The sequence below is a fragment of the Streptomyces sp. NPDC006372 genome (genome assembly GCF_040612515.1).
Classification (GTDB): domain Bacteria; phylum Actinomycetota; class Actinomycetes; order Streptomycetales; family Streptomycetaceae; genus Streptomyces.
In genome coordinates this window covers 35681-57573 of the sequence record NZ_JBEXQJ010000032.1, presented here as the reverse complement: position 1 = coordinate 57573, position 21893 = coordinate 35681, and the positions used below count along the sequence as shown (strand labels likewise).

Annotated in this window: 21 protein-coding genes, 1 pseudogene and 1 riboswitch; of the genes and pseudogenes, 12 read left to right on the top strand and 10 right to left on the bottom strand. The window is 70.4% G+C overall.

The features are described 5' to 3' along the window. Window positions 1–79: 79 nt before the first annotated feature. Entirely contained in the window at window positions 80–688 is a 609-nt protein-coding gene (locus ABZ016_RS33695) for a TetR/AcrR family transcriptional regulator (protein ID WP_356920493.1), read from the top strand. A 7-nt stretch (window positions 689–695) separates the two neighbouring features. Here ABZ016_RS33695 and ABZ016_RS33690 read toward each other — a convergent pair whose 3' ends face one another. The 4 genes from ABZ016_RS33690 to ABZ016_RS33675 all read right to left on the bottom strand — a co-directional run bounded on the left by ABZ016_RS33690 (window position 696) and on the right by ABZ016_RS33675 (window position 4343). Continuing rightward, window positions 696–1019 carry a multidrug efflux SMR transporter gene (locus tag ABZ016_RS33690; RefSeq protein ID WP_356920492.1) on the bottom strand — a complete coding sequence of 108 codons (324 nt, stop codon included), beginning with the start codon at window positions 1017–1019 and terminating at the stop codon, window positions 696–698. A 145-nt stretch (window positions 1020–1164) separates the two neighbouring features. Continuing rightward, window positions 1165–2175: a ribosome small subunit-dependent GTPase A gene (gene rsgA / locus ABZ016_RS33685; RefSeq protein ID WP_356920491.1), complete on the bottom strand. Its 1011-nt coding sequence runs from the start codon at window positions 2173–2175 to the stop codon at window positions 1165–1167. A gap of 17 nt (window positions 2176–2192) precedes the next feature. Next, entirely contained in the window at window positions 2193–3509 is a 1317-nt protein-coding gene (gene aroA, locus ABZ016_RS33680; RefSeq protein WP_356920490.1) for a 3-phosphoshikimate 1-carboxyvinyltransferase, read from the bottom strand. A 111-nt stretch (window positions 3510–3620) separates the two neighbouring features. After that, window positions 3621–4343 carry a M50 family metallopeptidase gene (locus ABZ016_RS33675; protein WP_356920489.1) on the bottom strand — a complete coding sequence of 241 codons (723 nt, stop codon included), beginning with the start codon at window positions 4341–4343 and terminating at the stop codon, window positions 3621–3623. Window positions 4344–4393: 50 nt separating this feature from the next. Here ABZ016_RS33675 and ABZ016_RS33670 point away from each other — a divergent pair, with 50 nt between their 5' ends. From ABZ016_RS33670 to ABZ016_RS33625, 10 genes are all read left to right on the top strand, one after another. Further along, a complete protein-coding gene (locus tag ABZ016_RS33670) occupies window positions 4394–5209 on the top strand; it encodes an SOS response-associated peptidase (RefSeq protein ID WP_356920488.1) in 816 nt (271 codons plus the stop codon). A 10-nt stretch (window positions 5210–5219) separates the two neighbouring features. Continuing rightward, window positions 5220–5867 carry an alpha/beta family hydrolase gene (locus tag ABZ016_RS33665; RefSeq protein ID WP_356920538.1) on the top strand — a complete coding sequence of 216 codons (648 nt, stop codon included), beginning with the start codon at window positions 5220–5222 and terminating at the stop codon, window positions 5865–5867. A gap of 256 nt (window positions 5868–6123) precedes the next feature. After that, entirely contained in the window at window positions 6124–6810 is a 687-nt protein-coding gene (gene sigR, locus ABZ016_RS33660) for an RNA polymerase sigma factor SigR (protein ID WP_356920487.1), read from the top strand. Continuing rightward, entirely contained in the window at window positions 6807–7118 is a 312-nt protein-coding gene (gene rsrA, locus ABZ016_RS33655) for a mycothiol system anti-sigma-R factor (protein ID WP_003992846.1), read from the top strand. Before sigR ends, rsrA begins: the two co-directional genes overlap by 4 nt. 151 nt (window positions 7119–7269) lie before the next feature. After that, the gene (locus tag ABZ016_RS33650; protein ID WP_356920486.1) at window positions 7270–8601 is read left to right on the top strand and encodes an HD-GYP domain-containing protein; all 1332 of its coding nucleotides are present in this window, start codon (window positions 7270–7272) and stop codon (window positions 8599–8601) included. Next, on the top strand, window positions 8598–9845 hold the full coding sequence (locus tag ABZ016_RS33645) for an HD domain-containing protein (protein ID WP_356920485.1): 1248 nt from the start codon (window positions 8598–8600) through the stop codon (window positions 9843–9845). The genes ABZ016_RS33650 and ABZ016_RS33645 overlap by 4 nt, the downstream gene beginning before the upstream one ends. 117 nt (window positions 9846–9962) lie before the next feature. Then, window positions 9963–10943 carry a hypothetical protein gene (locus tag ABZ016_RS33640; RefSeq protein WP_356920537.1) on the top strand — a complete coding sequence of 327 codons (981 nt, stop codon included), beginning with the start codon at window positions 9963–9965 and terminating at the stop codon, window positions 10941–10943. 132 nt (window positions 10944–11075) lie between these two features. Further along, on the top strand, window positions 11076–11726 hold the full coding sequence (gene def, locus ABZ016_RS33635) for a peptide deformylase (RefSeq protein WP_345660325.1): 651 nt from the start codon (window positions 11076–11078) through the stop codon (window positions 11724–11726). A 316-nt stretch (window positions 11727–12042) separates the two neighbouring features. Beyond that, entirely contained in the window at window positions 12043–13128 is a 1086-nt protein-coding gene (cyc1, locus tag ABZ016_RS33630) for an epi-isozizaene synthase (protein WP_356920484.1), read from the top strand. Then, on the top strand, window positions 13125–14495 hold the full coding sequence (locus ABZ016_RS33625) for a cytochrome P450 (protein ID WP_356920483.1): 1371 nt from the start codon (window positions 13125–13127) through the stop codon (window positions 14493–14495). The genes cyc1 and ABZ016_RS33625 overlap by 4 nt, the downstream gene beginning before the upstream one ends. Window positions 14496–14508: 13 nt before the next feature. Here the strand turns inward: ABZ016_RS33625 and ABZ016_RS33620 are convergent, their stop codons facing one another. Beyond that, on the bottom strand, window positions 14509–15471 hold the full coding sequence (locus ABZ016_RS33620; protein ID WP_356920482.1) for a helix-turn-helix domain-containing protein: 963 nt from the start codon (window positions 15469–15471) through the stop codon (window positions 14509–14511). A 93-nt stretch (window positions 15472–15564) separates the two neighbouring features. Here ABZ016_RS33620 and ABZ016_RS33615 point away from each other — a divergent pair, with 93 nt between their 5' ends. Next, window positions 15565–15807 carry a hypothetical protein gene (locus tag ABZ016_RS33615; RefSeq protein WP_199825691.1) on the top strand — a complete coding sequence of 81 codons (243 nt, stop codon included), beginning with the start codon at window positions 15565–15567 and terminating at the stop codon, window positions 15805–15807. On the opposite strand, the gene ABZ016_RS33610 is transcribed toward ABZ016_RS33615, so the two are convergent. The 5 genes and pseudogenes from ABZ016_RS33610 to ABZ016_RS33590 form a co-directional block, all read right to left on the bottom strand. After that, window positions 15720–16730, bottom strand: coding sequence for a ribonucleotide-diphosphate reductase subunit beta (locus ABZ016_RS33610; protein WP_356920481.1), 1011 nt, complete (start codon window positions 16728–16730; stop codon window positions 15720–15722). The genes ABZ016_RS33615 and ABZ016_RS33610 overlap by 88 nt on opposite strands. Next, window positions 16730–19087: a ribonucleoside-diphosphate reductase subunit alpha gene (locus tag ABZ016_RS33605; RefSeq protein WP_356920480.1), complete on the bottom strand. Its 2358-nt coding sequence runs from the start codon at window positions 19085–19087 to the stop codon at window positions 16730–16732. The genes ABZ016_RS33610 and ABZ016_RS33605 overlap by 1 nt, the downstream gene beginning before the upstream one ends. A 145-nt stretch (window positions 19088–19232) precedes the next feature. Further along, window positions 19233–19326: riboswitch (cobalamin riboswitch) on the bottom strand. A 77-nt stretch (window positions 19327–19403) separates the two neighbouring features. Continuing rightward, window positions 19404–19774 (bottom strand): annotated as a pseudogene (locus tag ABZ016_RS33600) (hypothetical protein). Between the two features lie 86 nt (window positions 19775–19860). Beyond that, entirely contained in the window at window positions 19861–21486 is a 1626-nt protein-coding gene (gene mctP / locus ABZ016_RS33595; RefSeq protein ID WP_356920479.1) for a monocarboxylate uptake permease MctP, read from the bottom strand. After that, window positions 21483–21749, bottom strand: a complete 267-nt coding sequence (locus ABZ016_RS33590; protein ID WP_356920478.1) for a DUF3311 domain-containing protein — start codon at window positions 21747–21749, stop codon at window positions 21483–21485. Before ABZ016_RS33590 ends, mctP begins: the two co-directional genes overlap by 4 nt. Window positions 21750–21893 lie beyond the last annotated feature (144 nt).

Genomic DNA, 21893 nt, shown 5'->3' with positions numbered 1-21893 from the left:
GCGTGCTTTCGCGGACCCTTGACAGTGGTTTCGGGCGCGTCAAATCTGGGCGCAAGTCCGCTCGCCCCAAGGGGAGGCGATGATGCCTGCAGCGCGGGAATCTCTACTGGACGCCGCTTACACGGCGCTTGCGCGCCGGCCCTGGTCCGCCGTGCGCATGGTGGACGTGGCCGCGGCGGCGGGAGTGTCCCGGCAGACGCTGTACAACGAGTTCGGCAGCAAGGACGGGCTCGCCCGGGCGCTCGTGCGCAGAGAGGCCGACGGCTACCTCGCCGGAGTCGACCGCGCCCTCGCCGGACACGGCGACCCTCGTGACAGGCTCACCGCGGCCGCCGAGTGGACCACCTCTGCCGCCCGCGAGAACCTCCTCGTCCGCGCCATGCTCACCGGCTGCTGGAACGAACGGCTGCCCAGCCCGTCCCTGGCGGCCGTCCCCTCCACCTCCGCCGTACCGGCCCAGCGCCGCGCCGACGGTCCCCTGCCCTCACCCGGAGACTTCGTCACCCTCGTCCGCGACCGCGCCGTCACGGTCCTGGCCGGACCAGGTACGCCCCAGTCCGACACCGCCGACCTGGCCCGCTCCTGCGAACTCGCCGTCCGGCTCGCCCTGTCCTGCGTGGCCGCGCCACCCGGCGAGGGCGGCGTCGCCGGACTGGTCGGCACCGCCCTGCGAAGACCGGCCGGCTGACACGACGTCAGTGAGCCGACCCCGACAACTGCAGGCCGACCACGCCGATGATGACGAGGCTGATCGACACGATCTTCAGGACCGACACCAGGTCGCCCAGGAAGATCATGCCGTAGATCGCCGTGCCGGCCGCGCCGATACCCGTCCACACCGCGTACGCGGGACCCACGTCGAGTCTCTTCAGCGCCAGGGTCAGCAGTCCGAAACTGCCGAGGGCGAAGATGCAGAACGCGACCGTCGGCCAGAGCCGGGTGAAGCCGTGGGACAGTTTCAGACACACGGCGAAGCCGGTCTCCAGGAACCCGGCCACGATGACCAGCAGCCACGCCATGAGTCGTTCCTCCCGTGTCCCACGTTCCGCGACCGCTCAGTCGGCTGGAGCCGGTTCGCCGGATCCTCGGCCTCCGGTCGGTCCGCGTCCGGCTTGGTGCGATTATGCACTTGCCGTCCACACGGCCCGACAAACAACGCGGAGGTCAGTCGCCTTCCTTGCGCTCCCGCGTGGCCAGCAGCCGCCGCAGCGAGTACAGTCGCGCCGGGTCCGCGTGCCCCTCGGCAACGTACGCGTCCAGCGCGCAGTCCGGCTCGTCGTGACTGCACGCGCGCGGGCACCCCTCGGTGCCCGGCTCCAGGTCGGGGAAGGCGTGGATGACCCGGGACGGGTCCACGTGGTTCAGCCCGAAGGACCGCACGCCCGGTGTGTCGATCACCCAGCCGTCGCTGTCCGACAACGGCAGCGCCAGCGCCGAGGTGGTGGTGTGCCGGCCACGGCCCGTCACGGCGTTCACATGCCCCGTGGTACGCCGCCGCTCCTCCGGGACCAGTGCGTTGACCAGGGTCGTCTTGCCGACACCGGAGTGGCCGACGAAGGCCGTGATCTTGCCGTCGAGGTGCTCGCGCACCCGGTCGACGGCGACACCGCTGTCCAGTTCGGCGCGGCTGGTGACGACGTAGGGGATGTCGAGGTCGCCGTACAGCTCCAGCAGCTTCTCGGGCGGGGCGAGGTCCGACTTGGTCAGGACCAGCAGCGGGTCGAGACCCCCGGCGTAGGCCGCCACGAGACAGCGGTCGATCAGTCGCGGGCGGGGCTCCGGATCGGCCAGGGCGGTCACGACGGCGAGTTGGTCCGCGTTGGCGACGACCACGCGCTCGTACGGATCGTCGTCGTCCGCCGTGCGGCGCAGCAGCGAGGTCCGCTCCGCGATGCGCACGATCCTCGCGAGGGTGTCCTTCTTGCCCGACAGGTCGCCGACGAGCGCCACCCGGTCGCCGACCACCGCCGCTTTGCGGCCCAGCTCGCGGGCCTTCATCGCCATCACCACCCGGTCCTCGACGAGGCAGGTCAGACGGCCCCGGTCGACCGTGAGCACGAGCCCCTCGGCGGCGTCCTCGTGCTTGGGGCGGATGTTCGTCCGGGGCCGGGTGTTCCGTCGGCCCGGGCGGGTGCGGATGTCGTCCTCGTCGGTGTGCTTGCCGTAGCGCCGCATGACGTGATCCCTGCGCCCTACGCCCCGAGCATCCCGGTCCACAGGTCGGGGAAGTCGGGCAGGGTCTTCGCCGTCGTGGCCACGTTCTCGATCTGCACTCCTTCCACCGCGAGGCCGATGATCGCGCCGGCCGTGGCCATGCGGTGGTCGTCGTAGGTATGGAAGATCCCGCCGTGCAGGCGGCGCGGGCGGATGTGCAGACCGTCGGCGGTCTCCGTGACGTCACCGCCCAGTTCGTTGATCTCCTTCGTGAGCGCGGCCAGCCGGTCCGTCTCGTGCAGCCGCAGGTGGGCCACGCCGCGCAGGGTCGACGGCGAGTCCGCGAGGGCCGCGACCGCCGCGATGCCCGGCGTCAGCTCACCGACCTCGCTCAGGTCGACGTCGATGCCGTGGACCGAGCCGGAGCCGGTGAACACGAGCCCGTACTCGGTCAGTTCGCAGGAGCCGCCCATCTCGGTGAAGATCTCGCGCAGCCGGTCACCGGGCTGGGTGGTGCGGACCGGCCAGTCGGGGATGACGACCTTGCCGCCGGTCACCAGCGCCGCCGCGAGGAACGGCTGGGCGTTGGACAGGTCCGGCTCGATGACGAGGTCCCGGCCGAGCAGGGCGCCCGGCGTGACCCGCCAGACGTTCGGCTCGCCGCCCGACTCTGGCGTGTCCACCTGGGCGCCGACCGCGCGCAGCATGTCGACGGTCATCCGGATGTGCGGCATGGAGGGCAGCGTGGTGCCCGTGTGACGGACCTCGACGCCCTGGTTGAAGCGCGGGCCGGACAGCAGCAGGGCGCTCACGAACTGCGAGGAGGAGGACGCGTCGATCGCGACCTGGCCACCCTCCAGGGCGCCGCTGCCGTGCACGGTCAGGGGCAGTGCGCCACGCCCGTCGTCGTCGATCCGGGCGCCGAGCTGACGCAGCGCGTCGATGACACCGGTCAGGGGACGCTCGTAGGAGCGGGGGTCACCGTCGAAGCGGATGGGACCGTCGGCGAGCGCGGCGACCGGCGGCAGGAACCGCATCACCGTGCCGGCGTTGCCGACGTCGACCGTGGCCGGGCCGCGCAGGCCCGTGGGGAGCACTCGCCAGGCCTCGCCGGTGCCGTCGGGGCCTACGCCCTCCTCGATCTCGATGCCCATGGCGCGCAGCGCGCCGGCCATCAGCAGGGTGTCGCGGGAGCGCAGGGGGCGGCGCAGCCAGCCGGGCTCGGAGGCGAGGGAGGCGAGGACCAGGGCACGGTTGGTGACCGACTTGGACCCGGGCACGTGGACCGTCGCGTCGACGGCTCCGCTCGCGTGCGGGGCGGGCCAGAGGGCGGTGTCTGCGGTGTTCGGGACCATGCCTTCACTTTATAAGCAGGCAGTGGTTCGAGTGCGGCGCCGTTGGGGCCGGTCGCGCCCACGCGGCGGAGCCGCATATCGGCACAGCCCCGCGCCCCTGAGGTCGGCTGGTCACAGGCCCAGCAGCCAGCGCCCTCCGCCGATCAGCGAGCACAGCGACACCGCGTGGAACAGGAAGAGCCACAACCCCGCCGGTACGTGCGTCAGTCGCGACAACTGGTCCGCGTCCGAGTCCCCGGCCCCGCCCCTCGCGCGCTTCGCCTGCAGCTCGAACGCCGGGCGCACACCCCCGACGAGCAGGAACCACACCACCGCGTACGCGAACGCCGCCTGCACCTGCGGACCGGCCAGCCAGGAGACCAGGACGAACAGGCCGCCGGTGATGAGCATGGTGAGGGCGCCGTAGGCGTTGCGGATCATCACGAGCATGGCGAGGAGCAGGGCCGTCGCCACCCACAGCAGGAGCGTGATGCGCCCGGCGCCCAGCAGGGCCGCCCCGCCGAGGCCCAGCAGGGGCGGGGCCGTGTACCCGGCGGACGCGGTGAGGATCATGCCGATGCCGTGCGGCTTGCCGCGGCTGACGGTCAGGCCGCTGGTGTCCGAGTGCAGGCGTATGCCGGTCAGGGTGCGGCCGGTGAGCAGGGCCACGAGCCCGTGGCCGCCCTCGTGGGCGATGGTGATGGCGTTGCGGGAGATGCGCCACAGACCGTGCGGGACCACCACGGCGAGCGCGGCGGCCAGGGCCGCGATCACCACCCAGAGGTCGGGGTCGGGCTGCGTACCGGAGACCTCGTCCCAGAGGGAGGCGAGCGAGGCGGATGCGGTGCTGTCCATGTGCGGCGTTGGCTCCCTGTGGGCGGATGGAATCTGGCAGTGTGGCACGTATGTGCGGACGGTACTCAGCGAGTCGTAGGCCAGAGGATCTCGCAGGAATCTTTGAGATCGAGAAGTGGGAGCCCGAGGAGACCCTCGAGCCGGACTACAACGTCGCGCCCACGAAAGAGGTCTACGCCGTCCTGGACCGCCCCCTGAAAGACGCGGACGACCCGCGGCCGGTTCGGCAGCTGCGCACGCTGAAGTGGGGCCTCGTACCGTCCTGGTCGAAGACCCCCGAGGGCGGCGCCCGGATGATCAACGCGCGAGCGGAGACCGTCCACGAGAAGCCGTCCTACCGTCGCGCCTTCACCTCCCGGCGCTGCATCCTGCCCGCCGACGGCTACTACGAGTGGGTCACCGGCACGCAGGAGCGCGAGCTGGAGGTCGAGGGCAAGAAGAAGCGCCCGCGCAAGCAGCCCTACTTCGTCACGCCCGCGGACGGGTCGGTCTTCGCGATGGCCGGGCTGTACGAGTTCTGGCGGGACCGGACGCTGCCGGACGACCACCCGCGGGCCTGGTGGGTGACGTGCTCGGTCATCACCACGGAGGCGGAGGAGAGCCCCCTCGCGGTGGCCCCGGCCGACGGGCCCCGGGCCCTGGCCGACATCCACCCCCGGATGCCGCTGATGCTGACGTCCGACCGCTGGGACGCCTGGCTGGACCCGTCCCGCACGGACACCGGCGACCTGCTCGAGCTCCTCGCCCCGCCGCCCGCCGGGCTGATGCGGGCCTACCCCGTCACCACCGCCGTGAGCAACGTCCGCAACAACGGGCCGGAGCTGCTGAAGGAGCTGGAAGGGCCCGAAGAGGGCACACTCTTCTGACGTGACGCATGTGACAAAGGTGACCAGCACGACCACCGAGACCGTCGAGACCGAGACCGGCCCCGCCCGCATCACCTGGCACCGGGCGAGGAAGGCACGGCTGGTGCTCGCCGTCAGCCACGGCGCCGGCGGCGGCATCGAGGCCCGGGACCTGAAGTCCCTGGCCGAGGTCCTGCCCGCCCACGGCGTGACCGTCGCCCGGGTGGAGCAGCCCTGGCGGGTCGCGGGGAAGAAGCTGGCGCCCGCGCCGAAGACCCTGGACGTCGGCTGGCGCGGCATCTGGCCCGCGCTGGCACAGTCCGGACTGCCGGTGGTCTCCGGCGGGCGCAGCGCCGGGGCCCGGGTCGCCTGCCGTACCGCCACCGAGCTCGGCGCCCACGCCGTCCTCGCCCTCAGCTTCCCGCTCCACCCGCCGGGCAGGCCCGAGAAGTCCCGCGCGGACGAACTGCTGGGGTCCGGGGTGCCCACCCTGGTCGTCCAGGGCGGGAACGACCCGTTCGGCAAGCCGCAGGAGTTCCCCGAGGGGCCGTACCGGCTGGTGGAGGTTCCGTACGGGGATCACGGCTTCGCCGTGCCCAAGCGTGCCGAGCTCACGCAGGAGGAGGCCGTGGCGCTCATCACGGACGCCGTCGTGGAGTGGACCGGCTCACTCGGGTAAAGCTTCGGGAATGCCGGGGCGCCGGACACTGTTGTGCGGGACGTACGTGCTGGAGACCAGCACCGACGTCGTAGGAGAGGGAGTCCGCCGCATGGGTTCGACCATCTGCCCGAGCCGCAGCAGCCGTGCCGACCTGGACTGGACGGTGCTGCACGCGGCCAGGACCGCCCCGATTCGGGCGGCGGGCGGGCCGGATCGTCGTCTATCCTCCGATTCGGGTGAGACCGCTTTCGGTCTCACGAGAACACTTGAGGAGGTGGGTCCGGTCACAGGGACCGACGCAGGGACCGAACACGGCCAGGCGGAGCAGCCCGAGGGCCAGGGCGGCACGGCCGCCGAGACGGCCGCGCAGCGCAGTGCGCGCTTCGAACGGGACGCGCTCGAGTTCCTCGACCAGATGTACTCGGCCGCACTGCGCATGACGCGCAACCCGGCCGACGCCGAGGACCTGGTGCAGGAGACCTATGCCAAGGCGTACGCGTCCTTCCACCAGTTCCGCGAGGGCACCAACCTCAAGGCGTGGCTGTACAGGATCCTCACCAACACCTTCATCAACTCGTACCGCAAGAAGCAGCGCGAACCTCAGCGCAGCGCGGCCGAGGAGATCGAGGACTGGCAGCTCGCCCGTGCCGAGTCGCACATGTCGACGGGTCTGCGCTCCGCGGAGTCGCAGGCGCTCGACCACCTGCCCGACTCGGATGTGAAGGAAGCGCTCCAGGCGATCCCCGAGGAGTTCCGCATCGCCGTGTACCTGGCGGACGTCGAGGGCTTTGCCTACAAGGAGATCGCCGACATCATGGGGACACCCATCGGCACGGTGATGTCCCGGCTGCACCGGGGTCGCCGTCAGTTGCGCGGCATGCTGGAGGACTACGCCCGTGACCGCGGGATGGTTCCGGCCGGCGCCGGAGAGTCGAACGAAGCGAAAGGCTCGGGGTCATGAGCTGCGGAGAGCCGCACGAGACGGATTGCAGCGAAATCCTCGATCATCTCTACGAGTTCCTCGACCGTGAGATGCCTGACTCGGACTGCGTGAAGTTCGAGCACCACTTCGAGGAATGCTCGCCCTGCCTCGAGAAGTACGGGCTCGAGCAGGCCGTGAAGAAGCTGGTCAAGCGCTGCTGCGGACATGACGACGTGCCGGGTGACCTGCGCGCCAAGGTCATGGGGCGGATCGACCTGATCCGCTCCGGCCAGGCCGTCCCCGACAAGGACGTCACCGCCTCGCCTGCCACGCCGACGGAGTCCTGACACTCCCGCGCCTTTCAACTACCCCCCTCCCGAGGGGGTAGTCATCACCGAAGGCGTCACCCGAACGTGCTAACCCGCGGGCTGTCTGCCCGCGGAGCCCCCACCGGCGTCCTAGGCTCCGGGCCTGACGGACATGGCCGGGGAGGGGCTCATGGAAGCGGTACCGGCGCGGACACGTGTGTATGTCGCCTGTGTCGCCGCAGCCGCCCTGCTCTGCCTGCTGCCACCGCCGGGCACCCACACCCCCTGGTGGGCGGTCGCACTGCTCGCCGCGCTGTACGCCGGCTGTGAGCGTGTCGCCCGGTCCCGGTTCGTGGGGATCTCCCACCCGGCCGGGACCTTCTACCCCGTACTGCTCGCGGGTGCCTTCCTGCTGCCCGCACCCGCCGCCGCCCTGGTGGCGGTGCCCGGTGCGCTGCTCTCGCACGTCGGACAGCGGCCGGTGGCACTGCGGCGGATCTGGCGGGCGGCCCAGCTCGTCCTCGGCGTGTGGACCGCGGCCCGGGTGCACGCGGAGCTCGGCGGACGGGACGCCGTGGCCGCGGGTGACGTCCCCTACGCGCTCGGACCGGCCGGGGCGGCCGTGCTGGCCTTCTGCCTGGTGCTCGCGCTGCTGGACGGCGGGATCCTGGTCGTGGCGGAGCGGGCGCCGGTGCGGCGGGCCTGGCGAGGGCTGGTGGAGCGCTCCCTGGCGCCGATCGCCGTGCACGGGCTCGCCGGGCTGATGATGGCCGTGCTGTGGCGCAGCCCGTACGGGCCCGTGGCCGCGCTGCTCGTGCTGCTGCCGATGTGCGTCTCCTGGTGGGCCTTCGCGCAGTACCACCGGGAACGGGCCGCCCACCAGGCGACCATCCGGGCCCTGGTCCAGGCCGTCGACATCAAGGACGGCTACACACGCGGGCACAGCGAACGCGTCGGGCAGGCGTCCATGATGATCGCCCGCGAGCTGGGCATGGACGACGAGCGCGTCGAGGTGCTCCGCTTCGCCGGGATCCTGCACGACGTGGGCAAGCTCGGCGTGCCCACCCGGCTGCTCCGCAAGGACGGGCCGCTGACGCCCGAGGAGCGGCGGGTGATCGAGCTGCACCCCGAGTACGGGCACGAGATGGTGCGGGGCATCGGCTTCCTCGGCGAGGCCCGCGCCGCCGTACTCCACCACCATGAGCGGCTGGACGGCAGCGGGTACCCCTACGGGCTGCTGGGCCGTCAGATCCCGGAATCGGCACGGGTGGTGGCGGTCGCGGACGCCTTCGACGCGATGACCTCCACCCGGAGCTACAGCCGCGCCCGCCCCGTCGCGGTGGCCCTGGCGGAGCTGGAGCGGTGCGCCGGCAGCCAGTTCGACCCGGTGATGGTCGCGGCGCTGGTGGAGGCCGTCGGCCGGGTGGGATGGCGCCCCGCCGTCACCGCCGACGACGTCCACACGCCCCTTGTCCCGCAGCCCGGCGCACCCGTCTCCAGCAGGCCGGGAGCACACCGATGAGCGCCTACCGGCCGCCCCCGCTGTTCACCCTCGCGCACGCCTGTGCCGCCCTCCTCGCCGCCGGATCCCTCGCCGCCACCCTCTACAACGGACTGGAGGAACGCCGGGTCGCCCTCGCCTTCGGCCTCCTCGTCACCGTGGGCGAACTCACCCGGCGCAACGGGGCGCAGGTCAGGGAACCGGCACCGCTCGGCGCCGCCGCGGCCCTGTCGTACGCGCTGCTCGGCGAGGCCGGCGGCCGGCCCACGCACCACGGCGTCACCCAGGCCGTCGCCGTCGTCCTGGCAGCCTCGCTGCTCGGCAGTGTGCCGCACGTCGCCCGCGGCCAGGGGCCCACGCTCGACCACCTGGCCCGCCGGATGCTCACCGTCGGATTCGTCGCCCTGTGCTTCCAGCCGCCGTACAACCGGGGCATGTTCGACCACTGGGGCGGCCCCGCCTATGCGCTGCTGCTGCTCGCGCTGCTGTCCCTGACCGCGGTGTGCGACGCGGTGCTCGCCGCCGCGCTGGCCCACTCCCGCACCGGCTGGCCCTTCGGACCCGTGCTGCGCGACGAGCTGCGCGCCGTACTCGGTATCGGGTCCGCCGTCATCGCCACGGGCGCGGTGATGGCGCTGGCGGTCGCCGTGGTGGGCCTGTGGGCGCTGCCCGTCTTCTCCGTGCCCCTGCTGCTCGCCCAGATGTCCTTCCGCCGGTACGCCGCCGTCCGGGCGACCTACCGGCAGACCATCGCCTCCCTCGCGCGGGCCACCGAGGTCGCCGGATACACCCCCTGCGGACATGCCCGGCGGGTGGCCGCGCTCAGCCAGGCGGTAGGGCGTGACCTGGGCCTCACCGAACCCGAGCTGACGGTGCTGGAGTACGCCGCGCTCATGCACGACATCGGCCAGCTGAGCCTCGTCGACCCGGTCCCGGCAGGCGCCACCGCCGGCCTGCCCGCCGCGGAACAGCGGCGGATCGCACTGCTCGGCGGAGCCGTCGTACGGCAGACGGGCGTCGACGAGGCGGTCGCCGTGGTCGTGGAGCGGCAGGCCGACCCCTACGCCGAGCAGCCGCTCGCCGCGCGGATCGTCCGGGCGGTGAATGCGTACGAGGAGAAGTCCAGGGAAGGTGGTCCCGGCGGGCCGCTGACGGCGCTGGAGGAACTCCGGCTCGCCACCGCCGGGGAGTACGCCCCGGAGGTGGTGGAATCACTGGCCCGCGTACTGGCAAGGAGCAGTCTGACCCTGCCCGTGGCTGGGTAACCCATGGGTAATGAGCGCCCTCGAGGCCGTACGTGGTTGGATGCGAAGAAGAAGGTGTCCGGGGGCTCGCAACACAGCTACGGCCAGCCCACCGCACGGAACTGGCAGGCGGGAATCGTGAGGATCTTCGGCAAGGGACGGCACCGGCCCTCCGCCTCCTGGCGGCAGGCCACGGACCGGGCGTTCACACTCATCGGCGACGGCCGGTACGAGGACGCGGGCGCACTGTTGACACGTGCCGCCGATCTGGAGCCGTGGCTCTCCGAGTCCTGGTTCAACCTCGCCCTGCTGCACAAGTTCCGGCACGACTGGGAGCAGGCGCGGGCGGCGGGCCTCAGGGCCGTGGCCCTGCTCGACCGGGACACCGGTGCGCCCGACTGGTGGAACGTCGGCATCGCCGCGACCGGCCTCCAGGACTGGCCGCTGGCCCGGCGCGCCTGGCAGGCCTACGGACTGAGGGTGCCGGGGGCCGCCAACGACGCCGGTGAGCCCCTCGGCATGGACCTCGGCAGCGCGGCCGTACGCCTGTCCCCGGAGGGGGAGGCCGAGGTCGTGTGGGGGCGGCGGCTGGATCCCGCGCGGATCGAGGTGCTGTCCATTCCGCTGCCGTCGTCGGGGCGGCGCTGGGGTGAGGTCGTCCTGCACGACGGCGTTCCGCACGGGGAGCGGAGCACGGCCGCCGGGCACACGTACCCGGTGTTCGACGAGATCGAGCTGTGGGCGCCGTCCCCGGTGCCGACCTGGGTGGTGCTGCTGGAGGCGGCGACCGAGTCGGACCGGGACGCGCTGGAGCAGCTGGCGGCGGACGCCGGGTTCGCCGCGGAGGACTGGTCCTCTTCGGTGCGGTTGCTGTGCCGGATGTGCTCGGAGTCACGGATGCCGTCGGACGAGGGTGACGGGGAGCATCTGGACCCGCATGATCACAGTGAGCCGGGGCATCCCGGGCCGCTGGGGCACCGGACGGACGGGCAGCTGTGGGTGCCGGAGCGGGAGTGCGGGTTGGCTGCGCCGGCTTCGCTGGTCAGGGGGCTTTTGGACGGGTGGGTGGCGGACAGCCCGGATTCTCGTGACTGGCGGGATCTGGAAGAGGTGTGCTAGCGCCGTTGTCGGGCGCGGGTGCGTCGTGGCTGGTCGCGCAGTTCCCCGCGCCCCCGAAAACGGCATCCGATACCCGCGTACCCTGTATCAGCATCTCAGCCCGGTTTGGTTCAGGAAGGCGTACATAACGTCATGGCTCAGCAGGACACCGATCAGCAGCGTGCGGGCGTGCTTCCCGTCGATGACGAGGGGTACGTGATCGACACGGAGGACTGCGAGGAGCGCGAGGCGGCCTGGCGGGAGCGGGGGACCTCGCGGCCGATCACGGTGGTCGGGAACCCGGTGCTGCACAAGGAGTGCAAGGACGTCACCGACTTCGGCGACGAGTTCCAGCAGCTCGTCGCGGACATGTTCGCCAGCCAGCGCACCGCTGAGGGCGTGGGCCTGGCCGCCAACCAGATCGGCGTCGACGCGAAGGTCTTCGTCTACGACTGTCCCGACGACGAGGGCGTCCGGCACACCGGTGTCGTCTGCAACCCCAAGCTCGTGGAACTGCCCGCCGAGAAGCGCCGGCTGGACGATAGCAACGAGGGCTGTCTGTCGGTGCCCACCGCGTACGCGCCGCTCGCCCGGCCCGACTACGCCGAGGTGACCGGGCAGGACGAGAAGGGCAACCCGATCAAGGTGCGCGGCACCGGATACTTCGCTCGGTGTTTGCAGCACGAGACGGATCACCTGTACGGCTACCTGTACATCGACCGGCTCTCCAAGCGGGAACGCAAGGACGCGCTGCGGCAGATGGCCGAGAACGAGCCCCGCTACCCCGTGGTGGCCAACGACTGAGGCATCGGCCTCACCTCAGCCTCACCAGGAGAACGGCGTCTGTTCGGGTTTCCCATCCCGAACAGGCGCCGTTCGTCCGTTCCGTTCGTCTGTGCGTCGCACGTTCGATCGCATCTGCTCTCCCTGCGATCCGGTGCCATCCGGTGCCCGTCACACAACGGGAGGTTCCCGGCACTGTGGGGTAGTGAATGAAGCAAATACGTTCCCAGAACGGTCAGTTGTGGTGCTGAATGGGATGAGCGGGGTATGCAACGGCGCACGCCCGGCACGAAGGGAGGGGCGCTCGCGCCAACTGGCGGCTGAGAGGGGTTAGTTCGTGCATGCTTTGTCACACGGCACCACATCGACACCGACCGCGATCGCAGTTCCACCGTCGCTCTCTCTCCCGGTGATCGAGGCGGCGTTTACCCGGCAACTCCACGCGTATTGGCCGAAGTGCCAGGAGAAGACCCGCGCCTGGCTGCTCGAAAAGCGGCTCATGCCCGCGGACAAGGTGGAGGAATATGCCGACGGCCTGTGCTACACGGACCTCATGGCGGGGTACTACATCGGCGCCTCCGACGAGGTCATGCAGGCCATAGCGGACTACAGCGCCTGGTTCTTCGTCTGGGACGACCGCCACGACCGGGACATCGTGCACGGCCGTCCGGTCGCCTGGCGGCGGCTGCGGGACCGTCTGCACTCGGCACTCGAGGCGCCCGTGGAGCACCTGCACCACGAGGACCCACTGGTGGCCGGGTTCGCGGACAGCGTGTCGCGGCTGTACGCGTTCCTGCCGCAGACGTGGAACCTCCGGTTCGGCCGGCACTTCCACGCGGTGATCGACGCGTACGACCGGGAGTTCCACAACCGCACCCGAGGAATCGTGCCCACGGTCGAGGAATACCTCCGACTGCGCCGGCTCACCTTCGCCCACTGGATCTGGACGGACCTGCTGGAGCCGGCCGCGGGCTGCGAACTCCCGGACCCCGTGCGGAAACACCCGGCATATCGGCGGGCTGCACTGCTGAGCCAGGAGTTCGCCGCCTGGTACAACGACCTCTGCTCGCTGCCGAAGGAAATAGCGGGCGACGAGGTGCACAATCTCGGAATCAGCCTCATCGCCCATGAGGGGCTGACCCTGGAACAGGCGGTCGTGGAAGTCCGGCGCCGTGTCGAGACCTGCATATCGGAATTCCTCGACGCCGAAGAGGAGGCAATACGGTTCGCCGACGACCTCGCCGACGGCACCGTGCGGGGAAAGGAACTGAGCGCCGCCGTGCGGGCCTGTCTGAGCAATATGCGGAACTGGTTCAGTTCCGTCTACTGGTTCCATCACGAGTCCGGCCGGTACAGGGTCGACAGCTGGGACGACCGGTCCACGCCCCCGTACGTCAACAACGAAGCGGCAGGTGAGAAATGACCGTCGAGTCTGTGCGGCCCGAGGCCCCGCTCGCACCCGAGCTGCGTGAGCCGCCCCGGGCGGGCGGCGGTGTGCCCTTCCTCGGGCACGGCTGGAGGCTGGCGCGCGACCCGCTGACGTTCATGTCCCGGCTGCGGGACCACGGCGACGTCGTCCGTCTGAAACTCGGGCCGAAGACGCTGTACGCGGTGACCACCCCGGAGCTCACCGGCGCCCTCGCGCTGAGCAACGACTTCATCATCGCCGGGCCGCTGTGGGAGTCCCTGGAGGGCCTGCTCGGCAAGGAGGGCGTGGCCACGGCGAACGGCCCGGTGCACCGCCGTCAGCGGCGCACCATCCAGCCCGCCTTCCGGCTCGACGCCATCCCCGCCTACGGGCCGATCATGGAGGAGGAGGCGCACGCGCTGACCGAGCGCTGGAAGCCGGGGGAGACCATCGACTGCACCTCCGAGTCCTTCCGGGTGGCCGTGCGCGTCGCGGCCCGCTGCCTGCTGCGCGGCGACTTCATGGACGAGCGGGCGGAGCGGCTGTGTGTCGCGCTCGCCACCGTCTTCCGCGGGATGTACCGGAGGATGGTGGTGCCGCTCGGACCGCTCTACAGGCTGCCGCTGCCTGCCAACCGCGAATTCAACCGGGCCTTGGCCGATTTGCATCTCCTGGTCGACGAGATCGTCGCCGAGCGCCGCGCATCCGGTCAAAAACCGAACGATTTGCTGACGGCATTGCTGGAGGCGAAGGACGACAATGGCGACCCCATCGGGGAACAGGAGATCCACGACCAGGTCGTCGCAATCCTCACCCCAGGCAGCGAAACGGTCGCATCCACGATCATGTGGCTCTTGCACATGCTCGCGGAACATCCCGAACACGCGGACAAGGTGCGCGACGAAGTAGAAGCCGTCACCGGGGGGAGGCCGGTGGCATTCCAGGACGTCCGGAACCTCAGGCACACCAACAATGTCGTCGTGGAGGCGATGCGTTTGCGTCCCGCCGTCTGGATTCTGACGCGGCGGGCGGTACGGGACACGGAACTCGGCGGATACCGCATTCCGGCCGGTGCGGACATCGTCTACAGCCCGTACGCGATCCAGCGCGATGCGCGGTCGTACGAGCGGAACCTGGAGTTCGACCCCGACCGCTGGCTCCCGGACCGGGTCAAGGACATCCCGAAGCACGCCATGAGCCCGTTCAGCACGGGCAACCGCAAGTGCCCGAGCGACCACTTCTCGATGGCGCAGCTGACGCTGATCACGGCGGCGCTCGCCACCCGCTACCGCTTCGAGCAGGTGGCCGGTTCGAACGCCGCCACGCGGGTCGGCATCACGCTCCGGCCGCACGACCTGCGGCTGCGGCCGGTGCGGAGGTGACAGGCCCGGTACCTCAGGCCGCTTCGGGGCCTCTGAACGTGCGCCGGTAGGTGTTCGGTGTCGTCCCGATCGCCCGGACGAAGTGGTGGCGCAGCGCCGCCGCGTTGCCGAACCCCGTCCGGCCGGCGATCGCGTCCATCGTCTCGTCCGTCGCCTCCAGCAGCCGCTGGGCCAGCAGAACGCGCTGGCGCAGGATCCAGCGGTAGGGAGTCGTCCCCGTCTCCTGCTGGAAGCGGCGGGCGAAGGTGCGCGGCGACATGTGGGCGCGGACGGCGAGCTGCTCGACGGTGACCTCCTCGTCGAGGTGCCGCTCCATCCACGCCAGCACCTCGCCGATCGTGTCGGCCTCGGGCTGCGGCAGCGGGCGCTCGATGTACTGGGCCTGGCCGCCGTCGCGGTGCGGGGGCACCACCATTCGCCGGGCGATCTTGTTGGCGACCTCGGAGCCCTGTTCCTTGCGGACCAGATGCAGGCAGGCGTCGATGCCGGCGGCCGTGCCGGCGGAGGTGATCACGGGGTCCTCGTCGACGTAGAGCACGTCCTGCTCCACGGCCACGCGCGGGTACTGCCGGGCGAGGTCCTGGGCGTGTTTCCAGTGCGTGGCACAGCGGCGGCCGTCCAGCAGCCCGGCCGCGGCCAGCACGAAGACGCCGGAGCAGACGCTCAGCACCCGGGCGCCGCGGTCGACCGCGCGCCGCAGGGCGTCCAGCAGCTCCGGCGGGAAGTCCCGGTGCGCGTAGCTGTGCCCGGCCGGCACGGCGATCAGGTCGGCCGTCTCCAGCCGCTCCAGGCCGTGCTCGGCGTGGAGCGAGAAGCCCGAGTTCATCCGCAGCACCGGGCCCTCGGCCGAGGCGACGGCGAAGTCGTACACCGGCAGGCCCTCGTCGCTCCGGTCGGTGCCGAAGACCTCGCACACCACACCCAGTTCGAAGGGGTTCACGCCGTCGAGCAGGGCGACGGCCACGTTCTGCAGCATGTGTCCAGTGTGCCTCGCCCTTGGCAGTAATTCGAGGGTCTACGGCAGTACTGCCACTGACGGTAAGGAGCAATCGGCGCGACAGTGGTGTCCATGAACAGCAACCAGGTAGAAGCACTGATCGGACTGACCGCCACCTTCGGGATCCTGGTCCTCCTGATCCTCCCGTCCGTGATCGGCCTGGTGCGCGAGAGGCGCATCGACCGTCAGATCCGGGAGGCTCAGGAGGCCCGCGAAGAGGTGCCGGCTCAGAAGTCCTCGTCCAGGTCGACGGTGCCCTCCACCGCCACCTGGTACGCCGAGGGCCGCCGCTCGAAGAAGTTGGTCAGCTCCTGAACGCCCTGGAGCTCCATGAAGGAGAAGGGGTTCTCGGAGCCGTACACCGGAGCGAAGCCGAGGCGGGTCAACCGCTGGTCCGCCACGCACTCCAGGTACTGCCGCATCGACTCGGTGTTCATGCCCGGCAGGCCGTCACCGCACAGGTCGCGCGCGAACTGCAGCTCGGCCTCGACGGCCTCCCGGAGCATGTCCGTCACCTCCTGCCGGAGCTGGTCGTCGAACAGCTCCGGCTCCTCCTTGCGGACGGTGTCGACCACGTCGAAGGCGAAGGACATGTGCATCGTCTCGTCGCGGAACACCCAGTTGGTGCCGGTCGCGAGCCCGTGCAGCAGACCCCGGCTGCGGAACCAGTAGACGTAGGCGAAGGCGCCGTAGAAGAACAGGCCCTCGATGCAGGCCGCGAAGCAGATCAGGTTCAGCAGGAAGCGGCGCCGGTCGGCCTGGGTCTCCAGCCGGTCGAGCTTCTCCACCGAGTCCATCCACCGGAAGCAGAACGAGGCCTTCTCCCGGATGGACGGGATGTTCTCCACCGCCGCGAAGGCCGCCGCGCGGTCCTCCGGGTCGGGCAGATAGGTGTCCAGCAGGGTCAGATAGAACTGGACGTGCACGGCCTCCTCGAAGAGCTGGCGGCTCAGGTACAGCCGCGCCTCGGGGGAGTTGATGTGCTTGTACAGCGTCAGCACCAGGTTGTTCGCGACGATCGAGTCACCCGTCGCGAAGAAGGCGACCAGGCGGCCGATCAGGTGCTGCTCCGCCGGTGACAGCTTGGCCAGGTCGGCGACGTCCGAGTGGAGGTCGACCTCCTCCACGGTCCAGGTGTTCTTGATGGCGTCCCGGTAGCGCTCGTAGAAGTCGGGGTAGCGCATGGGGCGCAGAGTCAGCTCGAAGCCGGGGTCGAGCAGGTTCTGGTTGCTGGGCATTACTGGCAGGCCTCGCAGGACTCGGGGTTTTCCAGGGAGCAGGCGACCGCTTCGGGGTCGGGGGTGGCCTGCGCCGGGACAGTGGCCTGTGCGGCGCGAGCGATCCGGGTCGCCGGGCGCGAGCGCAGGTAGTACGTCGTCTTCAGCCCGGACTTCCAGGCGTAGGCGTACATCGAGGAGAGCTTGCCGATGGTCGGCGTCTCCAGGAAGAGGTTCAGGGACTGCGACTGGTCCAGGAACGGGGTCCTGGCCGCCGCCATGTCGATCAGGCCGCGCTGCGGGATCTCCCACGCCGTGCGGTAGAGGGCACGGACGTCCTCGGGGATCCAGGCGAAGTCCTGCACCGAGCCGTTCGCCTCGCGCAGGGCCTCCCGGCTGCGCGCGTCCCACACGCCGAGCCGCTTCAGCTCGTCCACCAGGTAGGAGTTGACCTGGAGGAACTCACCCGACAGCGTCTCGCGCTTGAACAGGTTGGACACCTGCGGCTCGATGCACTCGTAGACGCCCGCGATGGAGGCGATCGTCGCCGTGGGCGCGATGGCGAGCAGCAGCGAGTTGCGCATACCGGTCGTGGCGATGCGCTCCCGCAGGGCCGCCCAGCGCTCCGGCCAGGCCGGCTCCGTGTCGTAGTGGTCGGGGTGCAGCACGCCCCGGGCCGTACGCGTCTTCTCCCAGGCCGGCAGCGGACCGCTCCGCTCCGCCAGGTCGGCGGAGGCCTCGTACGCGGCGAGCATGATCCGCTCGGCGATACGGGTGGACAGGGCCTTGGCCTCCGGCGAGTCGAAGGGCAGCCGCAGCTTGAAGAAGACGTCCTGCAGGCCCATGGCGCCGAGGCCGACCGGACGCCACCGGGAGTTCGACCGCCCGGCCTGCTCGGTCGGGTAGAAGTTGATGTCGACGACCCGGTCCAGGAAGGTCACGGCGGTGCGGACGGTGGCGTCCAGCCGCTCCCAGTCGAGGTCGCCGGTCGATGTGTCGACAAAGGCACCGAGGTTCACCGACCCCAGGTTGCAGACCGCCGTCTCCCCGTCGCTGGTGACCTCGAGGATCTCCGTGCAGAGGTTGGAGGAGTGGACGACGTGTCCCGGCTCGGCCGTCTGGTTGGCCGTGCGGTTGGCGGCGTCCTTGAAGGTCATCCAGCCGTTGCCGGTCTGCGCGAGGGTGCGCATCATGCGGCCGTACAGCTCGCGGGCGGGCAGGGTCTTCTTCGCGAGGCCCTTCGCCTCGGCTGCCCGGTACGCGGTGTCGAACTCCTCGCCCCACAGGTCGACCAGCTCGGGCACGTCCGAGGGGGAGAACAGCGACCAGTCGGCGTCGGCGTTCACCCGCCGCATGAACTCGTCCGGCACCCAGTGCGCGAGGTTCAGGTTGTGCGTACGGCGGGCGTCCTCGCCGGTGTTGTCGCGCAGCTCCAGGAACTCCTCGATGTCGGAGTGCCAGGTCTCCAGGTATACCGCGGCCGCGCCCTTGCGGCGGCCGCCCTGGTTCACGGCGGCGACCGAGGCGTCCAGGGTCTTCAGGAACGGGACGATGCCGTTGGAGTGGCCGTTGGTGCCGCGGATCAGTGAACCGCGGGCGCGGATCCGGGAGTACGCGAGGCCGATGCCGCCGGCGTGCTTCGACAGCCGCGCCACCTGGTGGTACCGGTCGTAGATCGAGTCCAGCTCGTCCTTGGGGGAGTCGAGGAGGTAGCAGGACGACATCTGGGGGTGCCGGGTGCCGGAGTTGAACAGGGTGGGGGAGGAGGGGAGGTAGTCGAGGCGGCTCATCAGCCCGTAGAGAGCCGCGACCTCGTCCAGTGCGCGCGCGGTGTCGTCCTCGGCGAGGCCGCTCGCCACGCGCAGCATGAAGTGCTGGGGCGTCTCGACGACCTTCCGGGTGATCGGGTGCCGGAGCAGGTAGCGGCTGTGGAGCGTGCGCAGGCCGAAGTAGCCGAAGCGGTCGTCGGCGCCGGTGTCGATCAGGGCGTCGAGCCGGGCCGCGTGCAGCCGTACGAACTCGGCGGTCCGGTCGGCGATGAGGCCCTCCCGGTGCCCGACCGCGACGGACTCGGTGAAGGACGTGACGCCCTGGGAGGCGGCCTCGGCGCGGATGCCGATGGTCAGCAGGCGGGCGGCCAGCCGGGAGTAGGCGGGGTCCTCGGAGATCAGACCGGCCGCGGCCTCCGTCGCCAGGTCCCGCAACTCCGCCTCGTCGGCCCGCGCCGACCGGCCGCGCAACGCGGCGGCGGCGACCCGGCCGGGGTCGGTGTCGGGGAGGTCGGCGGTCAGCTCGGTCAGGGTCCGCAACAGCGCGGCACCGGGCCCGTCGTGCTCTTCTTCGGCGGCTGAGACCGGATCGGCTGGCGCGATGGTCACGTGGGGCTCTCCCTCGCTCGGCACGGGGGCCTCGTCGAGGGCAGGGGGGCAGCACACGAGCGCACACGGCGTCGCGTCCACCGGCCCATTCCACGAGGCCCGGACGTCAGGGCACACCGGCCGGCGGCCGGGTGCGCCGTCGGCAGGTCCTCGGACTGACTCCTGTGCGCGACGTTCCAGGGAACAGACACGCACAAGTACACCGTTGCGGGACAGTTCCGGATTCGCACCGGATTCCCCTGCGGCGACAGCGAGCATGAGCATACATCTTGTGCCGGGTTCGGACGGCACCCCCAGATGTTGTGTCGCGCTGGTTTCAGAGCGTCAACTCATAGGTGAGAAGAGTGATGTCCGTCAGCTGCGGGAGGGGGTTCCAGTCCCGCTCGGGCGTGCGACGGCGAGCATGCGGATCTCGGCCTCTCCGGTGCCGGCTATGTCGGCCATGGGGCCGCCGGACGGGACGAAGGTGACGCCGCCGAGCACGCGGCCGTCGTCCCTCAGCGCGGCCAGGACCTCCGCACGGGCCGCCCGTGCGGCGACGTCCCGCAGCACGTGCTGGTACGGGTCGTCGTCACCGAAGTCGAGGAGGTTGCCCTGAAGGTAGGCCTGGGCGGTGATGGCGCCGAGTTCGTCGTATTCGGCGGGTTCCACCGGGCGGATCAGGAGGTCCGTGAGTGTGCACGACAGCGGGCCGCCGAGGATGCTTGCTCCTCGGTGGCCCGCTGCCGGTTGTGTGTGGTTGCTCGCGCAGTTCCCCGCGCCCCTGAAGGCCCTTAGTGCGAGGTACCTGCTGTCGCGGGCGGGAGTTCCACCTGGACCCCGGGGTCGCCCGCGTCCGCCGTGTAGTCCTCCGGCTTGGTCTGGTCGATGCCGTCGGGGGCCTTCAGAGCCTTCAGGACGAAGGTCAGGACGACCGTCACCACCACGTTCAGGACGAACGCCGTGAGGCCGATGTAGCCGATCTCGCCGATGCCGGGAATCTCCTTGGCGGAGCCGCCGAAGTGCTTCTGGGTCGGGGAGGCGACGCCGTACGCGGCGACCGTGCCGTAGACCATGCCGACCGCCCAGCCCGCGAGCAGCGCCCAGCGGTGGAACCAGCGCGTGAACAGGCCGCCGACCAGCGCCGGGAAGGTCTGGAGGATCCAGATGCCGCCGAGAAGCTGGAAGTTGATGGCGACCGTCTTGTCCATGGTGAGGACGAAGGCCAGCGCGCCCACCTTCACCAGCAGCGAGACCAGCTTGGAGACCTTGGTCTCCTGCTCGGGCGTGGCGTCGGGCCGGATGAAGTCCTTGTAGATGTTGCGGGTGAAGAGGTTCGCGGCCGCGATGGACATGATGGCCGCGGGCACGAGCGCTCCGATGCCGATCGCCGCGAAGGCCACACCGGCGAACCAGTCCGGGAACATGGTCTCGAACAGCTGAGGGATCGCCAGCTGCCCGTTCTGTACCTTGATCCCGGCCGCGATCGCCATGAAGCCGAGCAGCGCCAGCAGGCCCAGCATCAGCGAGTACAGCGGCAGGATGGTGGTGTTGCGGCGGATCACCTCACGGCTCTTCGAGGACAGCGTCGCCGTGATGGAGTGCGGGTACATGAAGAGGGCGAGTGCGGAGCCCAGTGCCAGCGTCGCGTAGGTCCACTGGCCCGTCTCCGGCGGGGCCAGCGCACCGCGCGGCGCGCCCGTCGCCGGGTTGGTCTGGCTGAACGCGTCGCCCGCCTTGGCGAAGATGTCGTCAAAGCCGCCCAGCTTGATCGGGATGTAGATGATCGCCACCGCGATGACGATGTAGATCAGCGTGTCCTTCACGAACGCGATCAGCGCGGGCGCCCGCAGACCCGACGAGTACGTGTACGCCGCGAGCACGCCGAACGCGATCAGCAGCGGCAGGTCCTTGATGAACCAGTTGGTGTTCTCGCCACCGCCGACGCCCATGACGTCCAGCACGGCCTGGATGCCGACGAGCTGGAGCGCGATGTACGGCATGGTGGCCAGGATGCCGGTCAGCGCCACCGCCAGCGACAGGCCCTTGGAGCCGAAGCGGCCGCGGACGAAGTCGGAGGTCGTGACGTACCCGTGCTTGTGGGACACCGACCACAGGCGGGGGAGGAACGTGAAGATCAGGGGGTAGACCAGGATCGTGTACGGCACGGCGAAGAAGCCGGCCGCGCCCGCCGCGTAGATCGCCGCCGGCACGGCGACGAAGGTGTACGCCGTGTACAGGTCGCCGCCCAGCAGGAACCAGGTGATCCAGGTGCCGAACGAGCGGCCGCCCAGGCCCCACTCGTCGAGGCTGTCGTTCTCGGCCTTGCGCCAGCGCGCGGCCAGGAAGCCCATGACCGTCACGGCCAGGAAGAAGAAGATGAAGACGGCGAGCGCGACGCCGTTCACGCCGTCCTTCATTCCGACGCACCGCCCTTCGCGGCAGAGCGGGCGCGCTGGTCACGCTGCCACAGCTTGTAGGCGATCATCGTCAGCGCGGTGGAGATCAGCACCCACGCCATCTGGTACCAGTAGAAGAACGGGATCCCGATGAAGGCCGGGTCGGTCTTGGCGTACGAGCCGACCCACAGCATGGCAACGAAGGGCGCTACGAGACAGAGTCCGATGACGACGCGCATCGGCGTCACCACCGGCCCTCTACTGGCTTCTGGGGCTTGCGACATCAGGCGGCTCCGTCCCCTCAGTGATCACCTGTGCAATGCGCAGGCAATCTAGGTCAGGGTGAGCCGCGTACGGAACCCCTCGTCCGTAATGCGGTACCCAACCGAAACCCGGCCCGAACAGCGGCGGAGCCTCGTCCTTCACTC

What these genes read in the sequence shown, in the direction of transcription:
- ABZ016_RS33695 (WP_356920493.1), top strand. Translation starts at nt 80, where the DNA reads ATGATGCCTGCAGCGCGGGAATCTCTACTGGACGCCGCTTACACGGCG.
- ABZ016_RS33690 (WP_356920492.1), bottom strand. Translation starts at nt 1,019, where the DNA reads ATGGCGTGGCTGCTGGTCATCGTGGCCGGGTTCCTGGAGACCGGCTTC.
- rsgA (WP_356920491.1), bottom strand. Translation starts at nt 2,175, where the DNA reads ATGCGGCGCTACGGCAAGCACACCGACGAGGACGACATCCGCACCCGC.
- aroA (WP_356920490.1), bottom strand. Translation starts at nt 3,509, where the DNA reads ATGGTCCCGAACACCGCAGACACCGCCCTCTGGCCCGCCCCGCACGCG.
- ABZ016_RS33675 (WP_356920489.1), bottom strand. Translation starts at nt 4,343, where the DNA reads ATGGACAGCACCGCATCCGCCTCGCTCGCCTCCCTCTGGGACGAGGTC.
- ABZ016_RS33670 (WP_356920488.1), top strand. Translation starts at nt 4,394, where the DNA reads ATGTGCGGACGGTACTCAGCGAGTCGTAGGCCAGAGGATCTCGCAGGA.
- rsrA (WP_003992846.1), top strand. Translation starts at nt 6,807, where the DNA reads ATGAGCTGCGGAGAGCCGCACGAGACGGATTGCAGCGAAATCCTCGAT.
- ABZ016_RS33650 (WP_356920486.1), top strand. Translation starts at nt 7,270, where the DNA reads ATGGAAGCGGTACCGGCGCGGACACGTGTGTATGTCGCCTGTGTCGCC.
- ABZ016_RS33645 (WP_356920485.1), top strand. Translation starts at nt 8,598, where the DNA reads ATGAGCGCCTACCGGCCGCCCCCGCTGTTCACCCTCGCGCACGCCTGT.
- def (WP_345660325.1), top strand. Translation starts at nt 11,076, where the DNA reads ATGGCTCAGCAGGACACCGATCAGCAGCGTGCGGGCGTGCTTCCCGTC.
- ABZ016_RS33625 (WP_356920483.1), top strand. Translation starts at nt 13,125, where the DNA reads ATGACCGTCGAGTCTGTGCGGCCCGAGGCCCCGCTCGCACCCGAGCTG.
- ABZ016_RS33620 (WP_356920482.1), bottom strand. Translation starts at nt 15,471, where the DNA reads ATGCTGCAGAACGTGGCCGTCGCCCTGCTCGACGGCGTGAACCCCTTC.
- ABZ016_RS33615 (WP_199825691.1), top strand. Translation starts at nt 15,565, where the DNA reads ATGAACAGCAACCAGGTAGAAGCACTGATCGGACTGACCGCCACCTTC.
- ABZ016_RS33610 (WP_356920481.1), bottom strand. Translation starts at nt 16,730, where the DNA reads ATGCCCAGCAACCAGAACCTGCTCGACCCCGGCTTCGAGCTGACTCTG.
- mctP (WP_356920479.1), bottom strand. Translation starts at nt 21,486, where the DNA reads ATGAAGGACGGCGTGAACGGCGTCGCGCTCGCCGTCTTCATCTTCTTC.
- ABZ016_RS33590 (WP_356920478.1), bottom strand. Translation starts at nt 21,749, where the DNA reads ATGTCGCAAGCCCCAGAAGCCAGTAGAGGGCCGGTGGTGACGCCGATG.